General features: G+C 54.2%; 20 protein-coding genes and 1 tRNA gene. 11 read left to right on the forward strand and 10 right to left on the reverse strand.

Features of this window, described 5'->3' with window-relative positions; all coding sequences use genetic code 11:
* The first annotated feature begins 5 nt into the window (after positions 1–5).
* On the forward strand, positions 6–2,975 hold the full coding sequence (locus tag LJX92_RS00885; protein WP_228309195.1) for an ATP-binding protein: 2,970 nt from the start codon (positions 6–8) through the stop codon (positions 2,973–2,975).
* On the forward strand, positions 2,968–4,896 hold the full coding sequence (locus LJX92_RS00890) for a response regulator receiver domain (RefSeq protein WP_228309196.1): 1,929 nt from the start codon (positions 2,968–2,970) through the stop codon (positions 4,894–4,896). Before LJX92_RS00885 ends, LJX92_RS00890 begins: the two co-directional genes overlap by 8 nt.
* Positions 4,897–5,260: 364 nt before the next feature.
* On the opposite strand, the gene LJX92_RS00895 is transcribed toward LJX92_RS00890, so the two are convergent.
* The 10 genes from LJX92_RS00895 to LJX92_RS00940 form a co-directional block, all read right to left on the reverse strand.
* On the reverse strand, positions 5,261–6,103 hold the full coding sequence (locus LJX92_RS00895) for a chromosome segregation protein SMC (RefSeq protein WP_228309882.1): 843 nt from the start codon (positions 6,101–6,103) through the stop codon (positions 5,261–5,263).
* A gap of 236 nt (positions 6,104–6,339) precedes the next feature.
* A complete protein-coding gene (locus LJX92_RS00900; protein WP_228309197.1) occupies positions 6,340–9,228 on the reverse strand; it encodes a DUF927 domain-containing protein in 2,889 nt (962 codons plus the stop codon).
* On the reverse strand, positions 9,225–9,497 hold the full coding sequence (locus tag LJX92_RS00905; protein ID WP_119738278.1) for a DUF3077 domain-containing protein: 273 nt from the start codon (positions 9,495–9,497) through the stop codon (positions 9,225–9,227). Before LJX92_RS00905 ends, LJX92_RS00900 begins: the two co-directional genes overlap by 4 nt.
* Positions 9,494–9,778: a hypothetical protein gene (locus LJX92_RS00910; RefSeq protein ID WP_228309198.1), complete on the reverse strand. Its 285-nt coding sequence runs from the start codon at positions 9,776–9,778 to the stop codon at positions 9,494–9,496. The genes LJX92_RS00905 and LJX92_RS00910 overlap by 4 nt, the downstream gene beginning before the upstream one ends.
* On the reverse strand, positions 9,775–9,933 hold the full coding sequence (locus LJX92_RS00915; RefSeq protein WP_003175981.1) for a hypothetical protein: 159 nt from the start codon (positions 9,931–9,933) through the stop codon (positions 9,775–9,777). The genes LJX92_RS00910 and LJX92_RS00915 overlap by 4 nt, the downstream gene beginning before the upstream one ends.
* 375 nt (positions 9,934–10,308) lie before the next feature.
* On the reverse strand, positions 10,309–10,614 hold the full coding sequence (locus LJX92_RS00920; RefSeq protein ID WP_228309199.1) for a hypothetical protein: 306 nt from the start codon (positions 10,612–10,614) through the stop codon (positions 10,309–10,311).
* Positions 10,611–10,892, reverse strand: a complete 282-nt coding sequence (locus LJX92_RS00925; RefSeq protein WP_228309200.1) for a helix-turn-helix transcriptional regulator — start codon at positions 10,890–10,892, stop codon at positions 10,611–10,613. Before LJX92_RS00925 ends, LJX92_RS00920 begins: the two co-directional genes overlap by 4 nt.
* Positions 10,893–10,992: 100 nt before the next feature.
* A complete protein-coding gene (locus LJX92_RS00930; RefSeq protein ID WP_228309201.1) occupies positions 10,993–11,850 on the reverse strand; it encodes a hypothetical protein in 858 nt (285 codons plus the stop codon).
* A 282-nt stretch (positions 11,851–12,132) separates the two neighbouring features.
* Positions 12,133–13,368, reverse strand: a complete 1,236-nt coding sequence (locus tag LJX92_RS00935; protein ID WP_228309202.1) for a tyrosine-type recombinase/integrase — start codon at positions 13,366–13,368, stop codon at positions 12,133–12,135.
* A 167-nt stretch (positions 13,369–13,535) separates the two neighbouring features.
* Positions 13,536–13,612: transfer RNA gene (locus tag LJX92_RS00940), tRNA-Arg, on the reverse strand.
* A 195-nt stretch (positions 13,613–13,807) separates the two neighbouring features.
* On the opposite strand from LJX92_RS00940, the gene LJX92_RS00945 reads away from it, so the two are divergent.
* The 9 genes from LJX92_RS00945 to gabD all read left to right on the forward strand — a co-directional run bounded on the left by LJX92_RS00945 (position 13,808) and on the right by gabD (position 19,644).
* Positions 13,808–14,524, forward strand: coding sequence for a Crp/Fnr family transcriptional regulator (locus LJX92_RS00945; RefSeq protein WP_228309203.1), 717 nt, complete (start codon positions 13,808–13,810; stop codon positions 14,522–14,524).
* An 87-nt stretch (positions 14,525–14,611) separates the two neighbouring features.
* Positions 14,612–15,154 (forward strand): RNA polymerase sigma factor, encoded by a 543-nt coding sequence (locus LJX92_RS00950; protein WP_050989018.1) that lies wholly within the window; start codon positions 14,612–14,614, stop codon positions 15,152–15,154.
* Between the two features lie 103 nt (positions 15,155–15,257).
* Entirely contained in the window at positions 15,258–15,485 is a 228-nt protein-coding gene (locus LJX92_RS00955; protein WP_003187543.1) for a RebB family R body protein, read from the forward strand.
* Positions 15,486–15,503: 18 nt separating this feature from the next.
* Entirely contained in the window at positions 15,504–16,073 is a 570-nt protein-coding gene (locus LJX92_RS00960; protein ID WP_228309204.1) for a hypothetical protein, read from the forward strand.
* Between the two features lie 82 nt (positions 16,074–16,155).
* Positions 16,156–16,782 carry a hypothetical protein gene (locus LJX92_RS00965; protein ID WP_003187547.1) on the forward strand — a complete coding sequence of 209 codons (627 nt, stop codon included), beginning with the start codon at positions 16,156–16,158 and terminating at the stop codon, positions 16,780–16,782.
* Positions 16,783–16,822: 40 nt separating this feature from the next.
* Positions 16,823–17,143, forward strand: a complete 321-nt coding sequence (locus LJX92_RS00970) for a hypothetical protein (protein WP_228309205.1) — start codon at positions 16,823–16,825, stop codon at positions 17,141–17,143.
* 82 nt (positions 17,144–17,225) lie between these two features.
* On the forward strand, positions 17,226–17,540 hold the full coding sequence (locus tag LJX92_RS00975) for a RebB family R body protein (protein WP_005783676.1): 315 nt from the start codon (positions 17,226–17,228) through the stop codon (positions 17,538–17,540).
* A 50-nt stretch (positions 17,541–17,590) separates the two neighbouring features.
* Positions 17,591–17,905 carry a RebB family R body protein gene (locus LJX92_RS00980; RefSeq protein ID WP_003187551.1) on the forward strand — a complete coding sequence of 105 codons (315 nt, stop codon included), beginning with the start codon at positions 17,591–17,593 and terminating at the stop codon, positions 17,903–17,905.
* Positions 17,906–18,201: 296 nt separating this feature from the next.
* Positions 18,202–19,644 (forward strand): NADP-dependent succinate-semialdehyde dehydrogenase, encoded by a 1,443-nt coding sequence (gabD, locus tag LJX92_RS00985; protein WP_032878469.1) that lies wholly within the window; start codon positions 18,202–18,204, stop codon positions 19,642–19,644.
* The last annotated feature ends 11 nt before the right edge of the window (positions 19,645–19,655 follow it).

Raw genomic sequence — 19,655 nt, forward strand, 5'->3', positions numbered from 1 at the left:
GCACGATGGTTGACGCCGTATCTTTCAAGACCAGGGCGCGCACGATTGACCATTTAGGGCGCGAGCAGATTGCGGACTGTCCTACTGCGGTATCTGAGCTATGGAAGAATGCTTATGATGCCTATGCCACTACCATCGGCCTGCATATTTATGATGGTGAGTTACCTATCGTCTCGCTTGTAGATGACGGGCATGGTATGAGTCGTCAGGAATTCATAGATAAGTGGTTGGTGATTGGAACAGAATCTAAAGCCACAGGAAATATTGTAGATGAGGCAGACAGGAACGGTCTGCCGATTCGTCCTAAACAAGGCCAGAAAGGTATCGGTCGACTTTCATCCGCATTCTTGGGTCCGCTTCTCCTTGTGGTATCTAAGCGGCGAAATGACCTATTTACAGCGGCGCTCATTGATTGGCGCCTATTTGAGAACCCATTTCTATACTTACAAGATATTGAGATTCCAGTTGTGGAGTTTCATCAAAAGGAAGAAATATTTGGCTTCCTGCCATCTATGTTTGATTCGTTACGTGGAAATTTAAAAGGCGATGGCAAAGACAGCGCACGCGCTGTTCGAATAACTGATGCGTGGGATGAATTCGATAAGCTAGAAGCTTCAGAAGGCAAACCATCCACGAGAGGTGCAATGGAACATGTGGTGTCGACAGCGACATTCGATGTTAACCATTTTGAGCAATGGCCTTTATGGCAAGGGGAGAGTGATCATGGGACGATATTGCTTATCGCTGATATTGTTTTTGACCTTGAAGCTCAACTTGATTCAAGAGTGAAAGCTGAAGATCTCGATGCTGCTGCGCAGGCCAAAGAGCGCCTTTTCCAGACGCTATCTAATTTTACAGATCCTTACTCTGATGAAGATAACTTCTCCAACGGATATGGCGCCCAGGCGTTCAACTACTCTGTAACAGCCTGGGATGGAGCTTTACGACGAGCAGTGATTTCCAATCAGCGTGAGTTTGATGTAAGAAATCTCGAAGAGCTAGAACATGTTGTTGAGGGAACGGTAAGCGATTTAGGAGTTTTCACAGGGCGCGTGAAAGCTTTCGGTCGCTGGTTGGAAGGGGATGTAGTCATCTCCCCCAAGAGTGATGTTTCCAATCGGAGTAATTCTAAAGTAGGGGAGTTTCACCTTCGCCTCGGAACGTTCCAGCAAATAGCAGGTTCATCATCCCATCCTCCTGAGGTGCATCGTAAGCTTTTGGAGCAGTCTCTAAAGTACGGTGGTGTGATGGTCTACCGAAATGGCCTGAGGGTGATGCCATATGGTCGTGAAGATAGCGATTTTTTTGAAATAGAGAAGCGAAGGTCACTGCATGCAGGTCGCCATTTTTGGTCTAACCGCAGAACATTTGGTCGAGTAGCTTTAACTCGGGAAGGAAATCCAAATCTAAAAGATAAGGCAGGCCGAGAGGGGCTGATTGATAATAAATCAGTTAAGGTTTTCAGGGATTTGGTTGAAAATATTCTCATGAAAACTGCCTATAATTATTTTGGCACTGATTCTGAGTTGCAACGGAAGTATCTTCCTGCAATTAAGGAGTCGCGTGCAAAAGAAAAAGCTGAAGAGGAACGGAATAAAGCTAGAGCGTCTCGAAGAAAACGTTTTCGAGGTAATCTTAAAAAGTACGCACCAGCTTTGCAAGCTTATTGCAGCGAGTTGAATGCGCTCATTATAAGAGTTCGTGATGCTTCACTTGACTCGGAAGATGAAGTGGTCTCTTTGCGAGATAGATTGCTCCTGTTGAAGGATCAATCTAAAGATTTTTCATTGGGCGAGGCTCCGAGAAACTTGGGGACGCTTGAGAAAGAGTATGAGGATTACCGCTATAACCAGCGTCAAGCTGGTGAGATGCTTTTTACACTAGATCAATCTCTAACATCTGCGCTTGCAGTATTAAAACCAAAATCTCCGCGTGATGTAATATTCTCGGATATCAACAGCAATGCCGCCTTTCTTCAGGCACGTTTGCGAAAGTGGAATAAAGAGGCTCGCGATATACTAGATTCAGAGCAAGTTCGTATAGCAACATTGTATGAGGAAAGTAGTAAACGTTATCATGCGTTGACTTTGCCACTTCTGGATGATGTGGAATATGAACGAATTTCATTGGCTGATGCATTGGACCGTCTGGCAATTGAAAGGGATAAAGTCGACTCTGATAATTCTGAGATTTTTGAGCCTTATATTTCTGCAATGCGTAGTCTTCAAGAAAATATCGACCTTGAAACGCTGGCAGCTTACGGAATGGATACCGTGGATGAGATGAGAGAGGAATTGGATCGACTCCATTCGCTTGCTCAGTTGGGCATAACGGTGGAGATAATAGGGCACGAAATCGAGGGTCTTGAGTTAGCAATTAGTGAGGGATTGGATGAACTTCCAGAGCTTGCAAAAAGCACGAAGCCCTTTTCTGATGTGAAAGTTGCTCACGAAATGCTAGCTGATCGTTTGAGATTTTTGTCACCATTAAAGTTGTCTGGTCCAACATTTAAGGTTTCCATTTCCGGCCAAGAAATAATGCAGTATGTGAATAAGTTCTTTGGCATGGGGTTACTTAGTAAGGATACAACAATAGCGTCATCAGAAAAATTTAATCGTTTTTCGGTTTTTGAGCAGCCGGCTCGAATATTCCCAGTTTTTATAAATTTGATTAATAATGCCGCGTACTGGGTTGGTCAAAGAAGTAGTGGGGGGCAGCGCATTTTATTGGATGTCGTTGAGGGGAGAGTTGTTGTCGGGGATAGTGGAGCTGGTGTAGACCTAGCTGACCAAAATCACCTTTTTTCGCTATTTTTTACGCGTAAGGTACGCGGCGGGAGGGGCGTTGGTTTATATCTCTGCCGGGCAAATCTGGCGGCTGGTGGACACACTATCGAATATGCAAAGGAAGATAAGTTTAAAGTTCTTCCTGGTGCCAATTTTGTAATGGATTTCAAAGGTGCCGTATATGATTGAGGCAGAAATTAGAGCAGGTGATCCTTATGGCTTACTCATCGAAGAGGTTTTCATAAAACCGATACGTACAGTAATGGTGGTTGACGATGAATTTCCTACTGTAGATGCTCTCTTACAAAAAGAACTCGATGGATCTGGTAAATGGGTTGACGTAAATGTCAGCAGGGCTCGTAAGATTATTCAATCCTGCAGAGCTGATTCTCGTCGATGGGTAGTAGATATTCATGATGGGCAAAATTTAAGTTCTATTGAAGATCAAGGGCTGGAGGCCTCTCACTTTCATCACTCCGATCTTATGATTCTTGACTATCATCTGAATAAGGAAAAACCTGATGATGGCGGTAATGCCGTATCTATACTTCGGCGACTAGCCAGTAATGATCATTTCAATCTTGTGATTGTTTATACAAAAGGCTATTCGGATACTGGTGGCCAGATTCCGCGTGTTGTTCGAGAGGTTGCACTGGGTCTTTGCTCCTTTGATGAGCGACTTGTCCAAGGTCAAAGAGCCGGAGAAATAGTTAAAGAGCTAATTGAGGAGTGGGAGGACACCGACGAAGATATTGAGAAAACAATTTTCGATGCAGTTGATGATAGCCTTTTCCTTATGATTAAGGCGCAAAAATCTGAAAAAATTGATTGGCCTGCTATTTGTGCTTGGCCACAGTTTGAAGCGCTGAAGTCACGGGTTGAAGGTGCTCCAGGAAAAAAAATCCCTAAAAGTTTTCGGCTATTCTTACAATATTCCGTGCATCATCGTCAGGAATCATTGAGGCCTAAGTTGGCTGAGCAAGATTTCGGACGGATTAACTGGGACCTCGGAGGGCAGTCAGAGACTAATTGGATAAGAACTGATCGGCTATTCGTGACTGTTGTTAGTAAAACTGAGGAACCATCAACCTTACCGGATAAATTGCTTTCGGCGTTGACACGTTGGAATCCTGAACCTCACAGGCTGTTAATGTCCAAAATGAGGGCGGAGTTAGATGAGCGTGGTGTGTTAGCAGAAGGTACCGTTCTTGATAATCACCATCTTCAGGTTGGATGGTTACAAGAGTATTTGACAGAAGATATGTACGAGCGTCAATGGAAAGTGCATAGTACGATTAATCGTCATTGGGAGGGGCTCGGAGACTCTATACGGTTTGGAGTTACAGAGTTTGCAGAGCGCCTTGCAAGTTATTTACTTCAGACAGGAGGCCCGCAGATAGTTGATCAGTGGTATCCGAATTCGGTTACTTCTGAGGTTAAAGGTTATTTGAATAGCTATGTGAGTAGTAAAGTTGGAGTTGAAGGTGCTTATTTAACAACAGGGCACGTTATTCAGCTTGAGGGTGGCGCCAAGGACAGTTGTTTTTGGCTTTGCCTTTCTCCCGCGTGTGATTTAGTTCCCGGCCAAAAGAGCTCTGGTTGGTCAAAGAGGCTTGGAGATCATACGCCGTTTATGGCTGTTGAGTTGTTTTCCGTAAAGAATGAAGAAGCTTTGAAAAATGCTTTTGCTGGAAATCATCTTTTTCTGAAGATTGATAAAGATTTAAGGTGCTTTAGTTTTACTCCGCCTTTTAGTTCGAAAGATGATCCTGATGGAGAAAAAACTTCAAATCCCAAATGGGAGCAAATGTTCGTAGGGGATCAAGGTCGGTTTGAAAGTGGGACTACAAATATCACTGTGGCAAGAGCTTCTGGGCATAAAGGTGTCCTCGCATTCAATAGCAGCGCCGCTAGAGTTGTCGCTCATCTTCGTTACGAATATGCCTTAAATTTGCTCGGTCGCTTGGGGGCGAATTTATCACGAGTCGGATTGGATTTTGTAGGTTTTAGCGGGACTTCTATTAGTGTAGCTCAATCTGACTATGTGGCTAACGTAATAGACCGAGATCCTGCTAATGAGACGGATTTTGATGGCGAGGACGATTGGTAGGTCAGAGGCTGAGAAAGGAATAATTGTTTTTATTTTCACCGTCCAGGAAGCAATTAGAAATTTCTTGTCGAATGTAAAATTAAAAAAACGGAAGGCTTTAGTGCTTCCGTTTTAATATCATCTTTAATCTTAATGTTGATGTTCAATAAAAGCTATCTCCGCTTTTATTGCGCTGATGAAGAAGTTCTGTAGAGCTGTAAGCTTTCCTTATATAGATTCACAGCGTTGAGCATACTTTCTAAGTGCTCTCTTCTGGTATTCAGCGTGTCGGGGGAAGTTAGCCTATCTGTTCTGAACTTTCCTTTTTATACTTTAGTTATTATAAACAGCCTGCGAAGACAGACTGTTTTGGTTTGCGCAGTCGTTAGATAGCCACTACGTCTTGCACATTGTGTCGGCGCGCGCGCTCTGACAGCTCCTGCCATTTCCAGCTGTAAAAGTTCTCCCCTTGCTCTGGAATGACGAGCTTCATGAGACCAATCGGATCATGATCAAGCAGGTTGTAAGTAGCCCAAAGTTTGCCTCCAACATCGAGCAGAGCCTCGGTCGCTTCGTTCCACTGCTCTTCCAGAACCATATGTGCTAAACGGATGGATTCCCATTCGATCTTTTTATGTTCCTGTTGAGCTTCTGCGATGTGTTTGTCCACTACAACTATCTCCTGCTCTAGCGCGGTAATAATCAATAGTTGTCGGCGGTGGTGCTCGGTTGCCAATATAAGACTCTTCGCGGCCTTCTGCGCATTGGCATTGGCGCTAATTTCGCCTTCTGTGTCGCCCCAGGCGACCGCCTGTGCGTAGGCCGTCGCCGCGTTTGTCTCTGCCTCTCGCGCTTTTGCCAAGTCCTCTTGAGCCTGCTGACGGACCTGATTTAGCCGGGTGCTCAGAGTTAGACGCTTTTCATTGAGTTCCTGTTCGTCGGCTTTCCAGTTCGCCATGGAGTCCATATAGCTCTTCATTAGGGGTTTTTGGTTGGTAAGGCTCTCTCGACGGTGAATCTTCCGGTTCAGCGTCTGGATCTCCAGGTTCAATGAATCAAACTTACTCTTTCGCTCGTTGTACTGATACCGCACTTCGCGTTCCCGGTCCTGTTCAATGACTTCCGGGCTTTCCAGTACGGTTTCAAGGGGAAGCATTTCAGTTTGGACGCTTTCCATCTCGACGTTCAGTCGTTCGCGGAGCTCTTTCAGTTCATGGATTTCGTTCATTAGCTTTGTCTCAGTGCAATTCAATTGTTCGCTTGTCTCACGGTTTCCCCGTTCTGCTTCATAAGGGAGTAGTGCTGATTGAAGATTTTCAGTCCCAATGATCAAAGTTTCTTGGCGTTCTTTCAGATCTTGAATTACGTTCATTTGTATTGTCTCTATGCAACTCGATTTAGGGTCAGTTGAGCGGCTGGCGAGGCCGGGAATGAGCCAGCTCTACCTCGATCAATAAGAGGCCATCAGGCAGATCCAGCCTCGCTCTCATCCGTCCCCGGAATCGTCTTTACGATGTAACAGCGTTGCGGACCTAGGCCGGGCAAGCGAACTAAGCTCGACGCTTTGCCATCTGTTCCCGGGTCCAGCACGCCACGACGAAGCAACTCTTTGTTCACCGCATTGATGTTCATGCCTTTAAAAACTTCGGAGCGCCATGCCTCAGGCAGCACGTAGTAGGTGTTAGTCGTGTGCAACGCATCGCCTAAGCCGTGCTCCAGCGTCTTGCGAAATCCGAGGCGGTCAATCGTACGTGGACCGTGCTCATCAATCTTCGCCGCGGCTGACTCCCAGCGGGTAAAACGGCTTTCACCGAAGCGCTCAATGACCTGCCGCAACCTCGCCATGATTGCGTCCCCTTCGAAGTTGCCGGCGCCGCCGCGCTCATTCATCCAGGCACAGAGGCACACCCGAGCGGCGGTGGTGGCTGTACCATCCGGCCAGCCGGTAATCCCCATCGCTGTGGCCAGTTCGCCGGCTGCTGCAGCCAGGCCAAATCGGGCTGCGGCACGATGCGCCTGGCCGCTCGCCGAAGCCGGGAGTGCTTTAGCGATAAAGCCCTCCAAGGTATGGCGCAGGATCGCCGACCATCCATGCCGGTTATCGGGCTCACAGAGGGCCGTCAGGAAGGCTGTGAGTGGGGTGCCGTAGTACTTGGCCACCCGTACCTTGAGTGCATCGGAGAGGGCCGCCGCATCATCAAAGCCGTTCAGCACATCGAACATGCCGAGGCCCTTGCCGGCATCTGCCGGCACCGCGAGCATTCGCACTTCCATGCCAGCTTTCAGTTCCTTGTTGGCTTCGGCCATGTGCTGCGCCAACGTCTTTTCGCCGGTTGAAAGAAACAGCAAACGCCACTCTTGTACCTGGCGGCCCGCTTGTCCGCGATCATTGGCGCGTGCCTTACCAGTGCCGTTGCCGAGCATGTACACCGTTTCACCGATGATGCGAGGGTCGCACATACCGATTTCATCCAGCACTAGGAGCCCGTCCGAATGCGCTGCGGCGATGGACTCCAAGGCGTTATCGGTCGAGCGCCAGGAGCGCACCAGGCGTGGTCCGCCGTAGATCGAGGCGGCCACTTGCAGGTGGGTAGTCTTGCCGCCGGAGCTGTCACCGTAAAGGTGAAAACCGCCCGACTCATGGCCAAGTATGTGCAGTAGTGGACCGGCAAATGCCACGCTGGCCACAAATGCCAAGCGGTGATTACCAATGCACAAGGCGCCGATCTGCTCTTGCCACTGGTCCAGAGTGCCGGCTACGCTGATCGGCGGCAATTGGGCCCCGGCTTCATAGAAATGAAGGTGTTCGGAGTGCGAACCGATCTGTTGTTCGGGCAGCAGAAACGCATTTTCGTGCCAGCCCAAGCGAGTTACCAAACGTGCGCGCTCGGCGCTATCGAATCCGCCAAGATAACTTTGCAGGTCATTGCGAGCGTTACGTCCAGATCGACTTCCCGCAAGGCGCAGCCCCATGTCTACCAGCGGGCCGAGTACGTCTTTGCCAAAGTCGCCGGTCATCGTCCTCGCTGGAATGTTCCAGCGTTTTTTGGCTCCGTCCGGGTCGTTGAACTCGACCAGTAAGCCCCAGTTGTGGCCCTTGTCGTCGCGAGTGCGAGCGATGATTTCGAGAGGCGAACATACGGGGCGTGCCTCGCCATCATCGCCTGAATAAAACACCCCTTCAGGCGTCAGGCGAAAGCCGCCGGGCAACAGGTCATTTTTCAATTTCGCAGGGCGTTTGGCGGGCGCCTTGGCCTTCGATTGTTGAGGTTCAGTGGTCTCAGCAACACTGCCGAAAAGATCGCCGTTGCGCACCAGCTCGGCGACGTGGCCATCAGTCCAACCTTTGGCTAACGCATCCGCAGCATCATCGCCATCCGCCCATTTACCACCCTTGATCAATGTCGGCTTGCCACCTTTGCTGCTGGGCTTGAGCTTAAACACGTCGAGCGCAATTAGTTGTACTGACGCGGCTCCCAGCTCAATCAACTTGAGTTCGATGGCGTCCATGCAGGCCTTGCCGCTGGCATCGTTATCCGGCCACAGCACCACCGTGCGCCCTTTGAGTGGCGTCAGATCGGCCTTGTGCCAAGAGTTGGAGCCGTTCGGCCAGCAGGTGGCTACATACTCCGGCATCAGTTCAGCAGCGGCGTCAGCAGCCTTTTCGCCTTCACACAGCACCACAGGCACGTCGGTACGCTGTGCCAGCTCATCTAGGCGCAGCAATGGCCGAGGTTCCGGCAACCCTTGCCAGCGCCATTGTGTGGTTTGCCCATCGGAGCGCTTGCACCAGGTCAGCGGTGCAAAGACCTTCCTCGGTTTGCCGTCTTCATCTGGGCCCAGGTCGAAGCGATACAGCGCCATGACTGGCTGGCCCTGAGCATCGCGATAGATCCACACCTTGGACGGAACACCGTGTTGACGGTGCTTGGCAGGACACTTGTTCATGGCGTCGACCGGGATCGGCTGGATCGCGATCCATTCCGGCGTTGCGTTCTTGGTCGGTGCGCTTTTGGTTGTCGCTGAACCTGCGGAAACGCTGAGTAGATCCGCCAGTTTTTTGCAGGCCTCAACGTCAGTGCCGCCATCGATATAACGCACCAGGTCGATCAGGTCGCCGCCCTTATCGCCGGTGGCAAAATCCGCCCAGGTGCCTTTGCTCAAATTGACCTTGAGCGAGCCTGCACGTTTGTCCGTGCGCGTCGGGTTTGGTGCTGTGTATTCCTTGCCGCCGTCGACGCGTTTGCCATTCGGCAGCCAATGAGTAAGTACGCGGTCGATGTTCTTCAGGGCAGCGCTTTTTACGTCGGCAAAACTGGGGCGTTTTGGGGTGTTGCCAGTGCGTTGAGTCATGGTGCGGTCCTCGACTCAAGCAACGCCTCGTTCACATCGTCGATCAGCGCCTTGGCCATCTCGCCGAGGTAGAACGCAGGCCAACTAAAACGCTCGCCCGCATCGCTGATGGCCGCGTCTAGGATCAGTTGGTTGGCGTGGTGCAGAATCTGGGAGACGGCTTCAAGTGCGTCTTCCAACGGGATACCGGCGTTCACTCGAAATAGGTTTTGGCCGTTACCGTTGGCAGGGGAAAACTCGGAGCGTCCAAGCGTGCTGGAGTGGGTCACAGCGCACCGCCTTTCTGGCCCATCGGCGCAGAGGAGGCATCACCGTACATGGTGAGTGTTTTGATCAAGCCCAAGGTACCGCGCACGTCCCAAATGACGGATGACAGCACACGGTTGGAAAGCAGGGGTTTATCGCCGTCTAAATGATCTTCCAGCAGCATGAGAACTGAATCGGCACGGTCTAGAGCGCAAGTGATGGCATCGATAGGCAGGCCAGCTTCGGCGTCCTGGCTGACACATAGTAGATCTTCGGGGAGTGCAAAGCCTGGGAGCATGCTCATTGGGCACCCCCTGCGGCTTCCAGGGCGCGAGCCTTGGACATATGGGCGTTGTAACGGGAGAGGCGTGTAGCGAGGCTGGAGTTGGCATGTAAAGCGGCGAGAGCCATTGCTCGGTGAGCGGCGGCGCGAATTTTGGACGGATTGAGGGCGTGCATGTGGCGTTACTCCTGTATGTGAGGAGCTGCCACGGTTCGCCGCTAAACGAATTAAGGTGGCAGCTGTGCGCGGGTTAGCGGACCGGGCATACAGGACCCCGGCAGACCCGAAGGTCTCCCACGCACAGCCACCATAAACGAGAGTCGCAGGCACAAAAAAAGCGCATGCAATCGAGTCGGAAGCGCTTGTGCGCCTGTATGTGCTCGGGCCGCTAAACCCGGTCGCTGAATTTGCAGCGACCGTGAGAGAGTAACGTCCGTCTTTTGAAAGCGCAACCGTGCGGATCACTTGCGGATTTTTTCGATGCGGCATAAATTGATTAGGCATATAGATTTACCTCTACGCCTCCGGTTGCCGCCGGGGGCGTTTTCATTTCAGGCATGGACTTCCCAGCTCAGGGAAACAAAGGGCAAGAAGTCGCCTTCGAGGCAGGCGCGTGCATCCTCGTAGGCGTCGATTTGTTGGCCTTCGTCGACGATAATTGCTCGGGGTGCTTGGCAGGGAACTGACAATGCGCACCAGGTGCCATCTGCCCATCGCATAACCATCACGTCCCGGTTAAGGCTTTTTTGCTCTGTGCGGTGACGCTCAAAACGCTGCATACCTCGTGATGAGAAACCTACTTTTCTGAGTACAGAAAAGGGCTGCAAAAAGGCCTTGTTGGCGACTCGATTTTTCATGCCGCCACCTGGTCGCGAGCCTCTATGCGGCTTCGTGCCCATGTTTGGATTTCAGATAAAACCCAAGCTACGGGCGCACCGCGGGCGTTGCTGTTGCTCAATTTGACGGGCAGGGGAAAGCCGCTATCTGTGCGCTGCATGAGTTTGTAGATGGTGGAACGCTTCATGCCCACGATCCGCTCGACCTCGGGCATACGGATCAATGTCGACGATGCGTCAAAGATGGGATTTGGAGTGGTTGGGTTAAAGCGGGGAAGTTTGGTGATAGGCGCTTTCATAGGTCTTGCTCTCGACTGGTTAGGACTGAGAGCAATGATCTAGGTGCAGGTCGGAGGTGAGCAGTTCACTTCCAATTGAAATTTGATTGAAATTTCTGGCTTACAGCACGAAATAGCGTTTGAGAATGGCTTCAACTCTTTTGCGGGTGAGGGCTTTTTCGGTCTCAAGCGCAATCCACTCAGGTCGTTGTTTTGGAGGTTTTGCTATCTCGGCTTGTAGCCAGGCATGCACCTTCGTTGCAACGTTGCGTTTGGACATCCCCGCTGCACGGTAGTGGAGCCCCTTTTTAACTATCGCGGCGTCTCGAAAGCTAATTTCCTCGTTCCGCTCCATGCCGCTGATGAGACCGCCTTTTTTGCGGATGGCATTTTTGATCGCTCGTTCGGCGATGGGTCTTAGTTCATCGTCGACCAGGCAGGGTAGGGATGTGATCGGTTTTAGATAGAGGGCGTAATCATCAAGTGTCTGAATGCGCTCATCCGGATCGACCTGCATCTCTACGAGCTCGCAGTAGAGGTCCCGCGGCAAATCGATAGGAGGTTCAGGCACATGCGACCAAGCGTCTTGATCGGCTGCTTGCATCCAGTTGACTAATGTCTCCAGCGCTTTTACGGCACAAGCGATGATGTAGCCCGCATGAGCATCACGCTCCGACACCGAGTAGTAACCGCTGTACATTCGTACCCAATGCGCCAGGCGTGCACTGGTGTCGGTGGAGGCATATTGAAAAATGCTCTCCTCATGAATCATCGTTTGAATGCACATGCTGCCGAGATCTTTCATGTCGGCGAGATCTTTATTGATGTCTTCGCGATGAATGCGCAGCCAGCACTGGTCGATCAGGTGGCAGGCGTCAGCGACCTGTTCACGGCAGAGGTCATAGAGAGGTTGCGCTGAGAGAGATTTGAGCAGGCCGCTGCTTAACGCCGAATGCAATATGGTTTGGCGATCAGTCATCGCCAAGTGTCTCAGGCCCCGTGTAACCCAGAGTCCCACGCCCTGCGCTTGAAAGGCGGAGCCAGCGAAGGTCGCTTGGTAGGCTCGGGCGAAAAGCGTCTGCCCGCAGCGCCTGAGCGCTGACTTTTGCGTTACACGCCTGAGCAGCGTTACATCGGGTATACGCTATGTCTCTCAACTGTGTAACAGGCGTGGAGGCCAATGAAACCGTGCGTTTGGCGATGGGCGTTACACGAGTAACACCCGTTACACCGATTTTCGAGGGGGGCTGGGTATGTGCTCTCATACTGCCTTTCCAAATTGGCCCTGCACCACATTTCCACTCATTAGGGCATCAAGGTGATCGGCGTACCACTGCATCATCACTCTACGCTGAGGCAGGTACACCGCTTTGTTATAGACCCCGGCAATCCCCTCCTTTGCATGAGAGAGCTGGGCCTCAATGTGATTCTCATCGAAACCCTGCTCATTGAGTATGGTGCTCGCGATGTGACGAAAGCCGTGGCCAGTTTGCCGACCGGCATATCCCAGTCTGCGGAGCGCCATTAGAAAGACGGTGTTGCTACGGGGGATTGTCCTGTCCTTCCTGCCTGGAAATAGGAGAGGGTACCCACCTGTCAGTGTTCGTAACTCAGTGAGCGCCTCGACTGCCTGTCGAGAGAGAGGCACTACATGTTCGCGACGACGTTTCATTCGCTCGGCTGGGATCGTCCATAGCTTTTTGGAAAGATCGATTTCTGACCAGCGTGCTTCTCGGATCTCGCTAGGGCGCGATGCTAATAAGGAAAGCAAGCGAAGCCCTATACGAACGTCCTTTGCGTGAGGGTAGGAGTTGATCGCTCGAAGTAGCGCAGGCAGTTCTTCAATCGAAACGTGTGCATAGTTTTCAGCGCTACGTGATTGCAGGAATTTGCTGAGACCTTCAAGGGGGTTGTGGACGGCTCGTCCTGTTACGCGGGCCAGGTCATAGATCTCTTTGCAAAAGGCACGAACTCGGCCCATTTGTTCAATGATCCCCTTCTGCTCCATGCCGCGTAGAAACTCCATCCATTCCAGAGGCAATATTTCTGTGTACGCGCGTTTGCCGAAGACGGGGAACACGTGAAGCTCAAGTGCGCCAAGTACTCGTCGAGACGTACCTGATTCCCAGCTTGTGCGTCTGGCCTCAAACCATTCGCGGCCTAACGCTTCAAAGGTGTTGTTGGCAGCAACCTGGTCTGCAACCTTGCGAGCTTGTTTGCTCACCAAAGGATTTTTGCCAGTCGAAGCATCATCCCGCAGCTGAGCTGCTTTCTGCCTCGCCAATGAGCCACTGATTTCCGGATAGCCGCCGAGGCCCAGCCAAGACCATTTGCCGTCCGGCTTTTTGTAGCGCAGCTCCCACGATTTTTGCCCGTTAGGTTTTACCCGGAAGTAGAGACCATTCCCGTCCTGCTCCCGATATGTAGCGTGCTCAGCCTCTAGGCCTGCGAGCGTGGTGTCTGCTAAGGGGCGACGTTTGATTTCAGAGCGCTTCACTTCCTGTATGCCTCCAGTTATAGGAATCTCAAAGCATACACGTGGGCATACACGGCGGGAAGTTATAGGGGTGGACAGGGACGGATAGCCAGAAACAAGAAAGCCCGCACAGGGCGGGCTTCTTGGGGTGTTTCGTAGACTGTCTGAGACAGCCCGAGACTGCTATATGGTGCACCCGGCGGGATTCGAACCCACGACCCCTGCCTTCGGAGGGCAGTACTCTATCCAGCTGAGCTACGGATGCTTGTGCGGGCGACATCATACCCATGTCGACCTGATGCGTCCATTCCGGCATTTCCCCCGCCCCCTGTCGTCCATTTCCGACAAAAAATGGCTAATCGCCACCCTCATTCACAACTCCCCGCGCCGCACGTCCCTTTGTTTGCTTTGCTCTTGTGGCTTTAACCCGCTTCCACGCCGCAATTCCCCAGGTGAACGCATGCATTCCAAAGGAACCGTGATGCTCGATCTCCCGCTCAGACAAACCCTGCTGGCTCGCTCCGATTTGTTTCGAGGTATGCCGGAGCATCTCTTGCGCTACGTTGCCACCCATATGGTGGAGCGCACGCTGGATGATCGTGAGCTGTTGTATTTCAAGGACGACACCCTCGAATTCATTGCGCTGGTGGTGGAGGGCCGGATTTATTCGGTGGTGCATGGGCCCGATGGTCGGGAGCAGATCATTGGCAGTACCGGGGCCGGGCAGGTGGTGGGGGAGACGGCGTTGATCAAGGATCATGGGCGCGAGTCTTCCACCTTTGCCAGTGGCCCCACGCGCTTGTTGCAGTTGGGCAGTCGGCATTTTGCTGTGTTGTTTGAGGAGCCGGTGTTTCTGCGGCGTTTGTTGATGTTGATGATGCTGCGTTTGCTGCACACCATCGAGTTGCTGGAGTTGGTGTGCCTGCATCGGCTGGAGTCGCGGTTGGCGCGGTTTCTGTTGGCCAACCTGGGCGAGATCGACCTGGCGCTGGCTTTGCCCAGTGTGTCGCTGCCCGCCAGCCAGGGGGTGTTGGCGTCGATGCTGAATACCAGCCGCCCCAAGCTTAATGTGCAGCTGCAAGTGTGGCGCCGCAATGGCGTGATCAGCGGCAATCTGGAGCGCATGGTGATCAACGATCTTGAGCATTTGCGGCGCAAGGCGTTTGCCTTGAATTAGTTGCCGCAGTGTTCCCCAGGTAACAGCGTACCCCTGTCGAGCCCTCGCAGACTGGCCCTTCATCAAGGATGCACAGGAGTGCTGGCGATGGGGATGACTGTTGAGTTCAAGGATCAATGGGCCGCCGATGACCGTTTGTTCGAAGCGAGTTGGCGTGCCGTGCAGGGCGAGCTGAAGCGCCGGGCGTTGCGGCGGGCCAAGGGCAATCTGGATCAGGGCCAGGAGTGGTTGTCGGCCACGGCGATCAAGGCCCTGTTGTTTTTTCGGCGTTCGCCGGAGCGCATTCGTGACCCTGAGGGGTTTCTGTTTCTGGTGCTCGATCATGTGTTTCTCGACAGCTTGCGGCGCAGCAAGCGCGAGGGGCGGCTGTTCGATGATTCGGTGGATCTTGAACACGATCACTTGGCCGCGCTCGCCGCGCCCTGCGCTTCGGTGCTGGAGCGGGTGGAATGTTATGAGCGCCTGGAGCAGATCGAGGCGCACGTCGCACGGTTACCGCTGTTGCAGCAGCGCTTGTTCGAGATGCGTTTTGTCGACGACCTGCCTTACCCGCAAATCGCCGCCGAGTTGCACGTGAAGCTGCCGCTGGTGCGCAAGCGTGTGCAACTGCTGCGCAGTGCTTTGCGCTGAAGGTGATTCACAGACGTTGGCGTGGGGCGTTCTAGTGATATGAGCGCAGCACGCCGCCGCTATCCACACCCAAACCTGGGTGAATGCCATCAAGGAGAGATGTATGACAGAGGTCAACAGCCAGATCACCGACGCGGTCACTCAAACCAACGTCAAGGTGGTGGCCGAGGCGCCGGCCCAGGCCATCGCGTCGCTGTACCAGGTGGCCAGCAGCGCGGCGGGCCTGTCGTTGCAGAACGCGGTCAACAGCCAGCAGGCGATGAATCAGATTTCCAACGCGGTGATCTCCAAGGCCGTGGCGCTGATCATGCAGATTGGCGAGAAGGGCTGAGGCCTCGGGAGATTGATTATGTCGTGGTTCAGCAGAAAGAAACCCGCCGCCTCCCAAGCAACGCCCGCCGCCGATTCACCTGCGCCAGCGCCCGCTGCACCGGCCTCGCGCTCGATCATGGCGCGCATGAACGAGCACCTGCTCAACCAGGTAAGCACGCCGTCGCCCGATAGCACGGCGGCGCTCAATAGCCAGATCGTGCAGGCGGTGCAGTTCACCAACGCGCAGAACTTTGCCTATGCCCCGGCGCAGATCGCGGTGCCGGCCGACATGATGATCAGCCAGGCGGCCGGGCTGGTAGCGCAGGCGGCGGGGTACTTCGACGGGGTCAGCAAGATCGCCCTGGCGGCCCAGGCCGTGCTGCTCCAGCAAATGACCGAGAACATCGTCAACGACAACCTGCCAGGCGCTGCCGAAGACGCCTTGGGCGCCTTGGCCACCGACCTGCTGGTGGGCGCCGCTGCCGCCGTGGCCGCCGCCGCCGGAGCCATGGAAGCCGAAGCCGCCAGCGTGGCCATCGACAAGATCGACCAGAGCATCGCCAAGTACGCGAGCACCCTGGCCAACCGGGCCGCGCCAGCGGCCTGAACCCAGCACAGCGCTCCAGCGTTCGGCTGGAGCGGTGCAACAGCAACTTGAAAGCAACTTTTCTTGAGTGAGGAGCGACATCATGCAGCCTGGAGATATTATTTTTTCTGTCAAACAAGATGACGACAGCGCTACGCGGGCGTTTATCAAAGCCGGTCAACTGGTCAAGGCCAAGGTGTTCTCGCAGGACACGACCTACCTGAATGTGGTTCACCCGGCGATTGCGGTAAGCGACACGATGGTGATCGAAAGTGTGGGCAGTGGCCTGGCCCTGACCGACCTGAGCCTGGAAAAACCGCCGCGCTCGGCGATGGTGTTTTCCTGCGTGGATACCGAACTGGGCGAGGCGGCGACGGTAGCTGCCAAGCAGTTCTACTTCGACAAGATCGGCGGTGATATTCGGGGCCGCTACAGCGTGTGGAACGCGATGATTTCAGCGTTCCGGCGCTGGACTTCCGATACCAGCCTGGTGACGCGGATCAACGAGTCCATCGACATCGGCAGCGGGTCCTTTTGTTCGCAATTCGCGGCCAACTGCTATGAAGTCGGCAACCTCTACAACGAGGCCAATCTGCTGCCGCCTCCGCCTGCCATTTTCCCCAACCAGCCTAGCGCCATAACGCCTGCGGAGTTGGCGACCTTCTGTGATTCCTCGCCGCACTTTTACTTTGCAGGGTTCTGGCAGGACAACGTTGAGGTGCGGCTTTAGCGGCGCTGTTGCCGCCCAGCCAGTGCCGCAGGAGGTTCACATGCAGCCACCGGTTCTATCCAGCGCTGATCGCCAGCGGCTTGAGGCGATGCTGCGCAGCCCGCAGATGTTCGACGGTGCGCCGCGAGCCATCGTTGACGAAAGCCTCAAGCGCGCGGTGCAGGTGCTTGAACAATCGAAGACCAACGAGCAGGCCATTCGCCAGGCCGCCCAGCAGAGCGAGGCGGCGGTACGCCAAGCGCTGAATGGCGCGCCCGATCAAAGCGTCGAGCAGTTGGATCTCAAGCGTGAGGTGAACAAGGAGATCCAGCAGTTGATCGCACGGATCGAGGCCGCCCTGGCCGGACCTGCGAAATCCTGAAGCCACAGGTTTCACAGCCCTTGTTTGGCAACGTTCATTGATGAACACGGAATGCACCGTGTACTAAATAAGGAAATTGATCATGGCATTTGTTAACGAGCAAATTACCGACGCGGTCACCCAGACCAACGTCAAAGTGGTGGCCGAATCGCCAGCGATGGCGATGAGCACCATCTATCAATCCATGGCGCAGGCCACGGCGATTCTGTTCCAGAACGCCGTGTCGGCCCAACAGCAGCAAAACACCCTGGCCCAGGCGGCCACCAACCAGGGCGTGATGCAGATCTACAGCGTCGATACCACCGCAGGTGCGGCGGCCACCGAGAAAGTCGCCCAAGGCGGCGTGTCGGATAACCTCACCAGCCTGTTGACCGTGCTCAAGTCTTTCCAGCCTTAAGCACTGAGCGATAACGGATGTTGTTCTTTCTCAACCCAGGAGTTTCAACCATGAGTACAGTCAGCCCGCAAATCACCGATGCCGTCACCCAGACCAACGTCAAGGTGGTTGCCGAATCACCCGCGATGGCCATGAGCACCATCTACCAATCCATGGGCCAGGCCACGGCGATCCTGTTCCAGAACTCGGTCTCGGCCCAACAGCAACAAAACACCCTGGCCCAGGCGGCCACCAACCAGGGCGTGATGCAGATCTACAGTGTCGACACCACCGCTGGCGCCGCGGCCACCGAAAAAGTCGCCCAGGGCGGCGTGGCCGACAACTTGACCAGCCTGCTGGCCGTGCTCAAGTCGTTCCAACCTTAAGCTGCGAGGTCCCCAACGGCCCCGGCGCCCACAAGGCTCCGGGGCTGTTGTCGTGTGTGCGCTTGATCTGAAAGATGAGCCGGATGCGCCATATTCGTTCTTTTTTTCGAACATCCTATTGCCCTGTACCCCCATTGATCCTAGGATTCGTTTGAGATTTCAAACGCTCTGTCTCCCGTGCGCACTTTTATTTCTTCCGCGCGCTGGGGCTGATTTCCCTGACGGCAGCCCACAAGGCGCCTTTCAACAACTCTAATTCGCTCCGCGTGCGCGCGGTGCTGTTAAGGAAAGCCGACATGCAGCTCAAAGATACCCAATTGTTCCGCCAGCAAGCCTTTATCGATGGCGCTTGGGTCGATGCGGACAACGGTCAGACCATCAAGGTCAACAACCCGGCCACGGGCGAGATTCTCGGCACCGTGCCTAAGATGGGCGCCGCGGAAACCCGCCGCGCCATCGAAGCCGCCGACAAGGCGCTGCCGGCCTGGCGTGCACTCACCGCCAAGGAGCGCGCCAACAAGCTGCGCCGCTGGTTCGAACTGTTGATCGAAAACCAGGACGACCTCGGCCGCCTGATGACCCTCGAACAAGGCAAGCCACTGGCCGAAGCCAAGGGCGAAATCGTCTACGCCGCGTCCTTTATCGAGTGGTTCGCCGAAGAAGCCAAGCGCATCTACGGTGACGTGATCCCCGGCCACCAGCCCGACAAGCGCCTGATCGTGATCAAGCAGCCAATCGGCGTGACCGCAGCCATCACTCCGTGGAACTTCCCTGCGGCGATGATCACCCGCAAAGCCGGCCCGGCCCTGGCCGCCGGTTGCACCATGGTGATCAAGCCGGCCTCGCAAACGCCTTTCTCGGCCCTGGCCCTGGTTGAGCTGGCGCACCGCGCCGGTATCCCCAAAGGCGTGCTCAGCGTGGTCACCGGCAGCGCCGGCGACATCGGCGGCGAACTGACCAGCAACCCGATCGTACGTAAATTGTCCTTCACCGGCTCGACCGAAATTGGTCGCCAGTTGATGGCCGAATGCGCCAAGGACATCAAGAAAGTCTCCCTGGAGCTGGGCGGTAACGCGCCGTTCATCGTGTTCGACGACGCCGACCTGGATAAGGCCGTCGAAGGCGCGATCATCTCCAAGTACCGCAACAACGGCCAGACCTGCGTGTGCGCCAACCGCCTGTACATTCAGGATTCGGTGTACGACGCCTTCGCTGAAAAGCTCAAGGTGGCGGTGACCAAATTGAAGATCGGTAACGGTCTGGAAGAAGGCACCACCACGGGCCCGCTGATCGACGAAAAAGCCGTGGCCAAGGTTCAGGAACATATCGCTGATGCCCTGAGCAAAGGCGCCACGCTGCTGGCCGGTGGCAAGGCGATGGAAGGCAACTTCTTTGAGCCGACCATCCTCACCAACGTCTCCAAAGACGCCGCCGTGGCCAAGGAAGAAACCTTCGGCCCGCTGGCGCCGCTGTTCCGCTTCAAAGATGAAGCCGACGTGATCGCGATGGCCAACGACACCGAGTTCGGCCTGGCCTCCTACTTCTACGCCCGTGACCTGGGCCGTGTGTTCCGTGTGGCCGAGGCCTTGGAGTACGGCATGGTCGGCGTCAACACTGGGTTGATCTCCAACGAAGTGGCACCGTTCGGCGGCATCAAGGCCTCGGGCCTGGGCCGTGAAGGCTCCAAGTACGGGATCGAGGATTACCTGGAAATCAAATACCTCTGCCTGGGTATCTAAGGCGCGGGATT

This window comes from Pseudomonas sp. HN8-3 (assembly GCF_020790195.1).
GTDB classification, from domain to species: domain Bacteria; phylum Pseudomonadota; class Gammaproteobacteria; order Pseudomonadales; family Pseudomonadaceae; genus Aquipseudomonas; species Aquipseudomonas synxantha_A.

What these genes read in the sequence shown, in the direction of transcription:
- LJX92_RS00930 (WP_228309201.1), bottom strand. Translation starts at nt 11,850, where the DNA reads ATGACTGATCGCCAAACCATATTGCATTCGGCGTTAAGCAGCGGCCTG.
- LJX92_RS00915 (WP_003175981.1), bottom strand. Translation starts at nt 9,933, where the DNA reads ATGCACGCCCTCAATCCGTCCAAAATTCGCGCCGCCGCTCACCGAGCA.
- LJX92_RS00955 (WP_003187543.1), top strand. Translation starts at nt 15,258, where the DNA reads ATGACAGAGGTCAACAGCCAGATCACCGACGCGGTCACTCAAACCAAC.
- LJX92_RS00920 (WP_228309199.1), bottom strand. Translation starts at nt 10,614, where the DNA reads ATGAAAAATCGAGTCGCCAACAAGGCCTTTTTGCAGCCCTTTTCTGTA.
- LJX92_RS00950 (WP_050989018.1), top strand. Translation starts at nt 14,612, where the DNA reads ATGGGGATGACTGTTGAGTTCAAGGATCAATGGGCCGCCGATGACCGT.
- LJX92_RS00980 (WP_003187551.1), top strand. Translation starts at nt 17,591, where the DNA reads ATGAGTACAGTCAGCCCGCAAATCACCGATGCCGTCACCCAGACCAAC.
- LJX92_RS00960 (WP_228309204.1), top strand. Translation starts at nt 15,504, where the DNA reads ATGTCGTGGTTCAGCAGAAAGAAACCCGCCGCCTCCCAAGCAACGCCC.
- LJX92_RS00890 (WP_228309196.1), top strand. Translation starts at nt 2,968, where the DNA reads ATGATTGAGGCAGAAATTAGAGCAGGTGATCCTTATGGCTTACTCATC.
- gabD (WP_032878469.1), top strand. Translation starts at nt 18,202, where the DNA reads ATGCAGCTCAAAGATACCCAATTGTTCCGCCAGCAAGCCTTTATCGAT.
- LJX92_RS00975 (WP_005783676.1), top strand. Translation starts at nt 17,226, where the DNA reads ATGGCATTTGTTAACGAGCAAATTACCGACGCGGTCACCCAGACCAAC.
- LJX92_RS00900 (WP_228309197.1), bottom strand. Translation starts at nt 9,228, where the DNA reads ATGACTCAACGCACTGGCAACACCCCAAAACGCCCCAGTTTTGCCGAC.
- LJX92_RS00965 (WP_003187547.1), top strand. Translation starts at nt 16,156, where the DNA reads ATGCAGCCTGGAGATATTATTTTTTCTGTCAAACAAGATGACGACAGC.
- LJX92_RS00910 (WP_228309198.1), bottom strand. Translation starts at nt 9,778, where the DNA reads ATGAGCATGCTCCCAGGCTTTGCACTCCCCGAAGATCTACTATGTGTC.
- LJX92_RS00885 (WP_228309195.1), top strand. Translation starts at nt 6, where the DNA reads ATGGTTGACGCCGTATCTTTCAAGACCAGGGCGCGCACGATTGACCAT.
- LJX92_RS00895 (WP_228309882.1), bottom strand. Translation starts at nt 6,103, where the DNA reads ATGAACGAAATCCATGAACTGAAAGAGCTCCGCGAACGACTGAACGTC.
- LJX92_RS00925 (WP_228309200.1), bottom strand. Translation starts at nt 10,892, where the DNA reads ATGAAAGCGCCTATCACCAAACTTCCCCGCTTTAACCCAACCACTCCA.
- LJX92_RS00970 (WP_228309205.1), top strand. Translation starts at nt 16,823, where the DNA reads ATGCAGCCACCGGTTCTATCCAGCGCTGATCGCCAGCGGCTTGAGGCG.
- LJX92_RS00945 (WP_228309203.1), top strand. Translation starts at nt 13,808, where the DNA reads ATGCATTCCAAAGGAACCGTGATGCTCGATCTCCCGCTCAGACAAACC.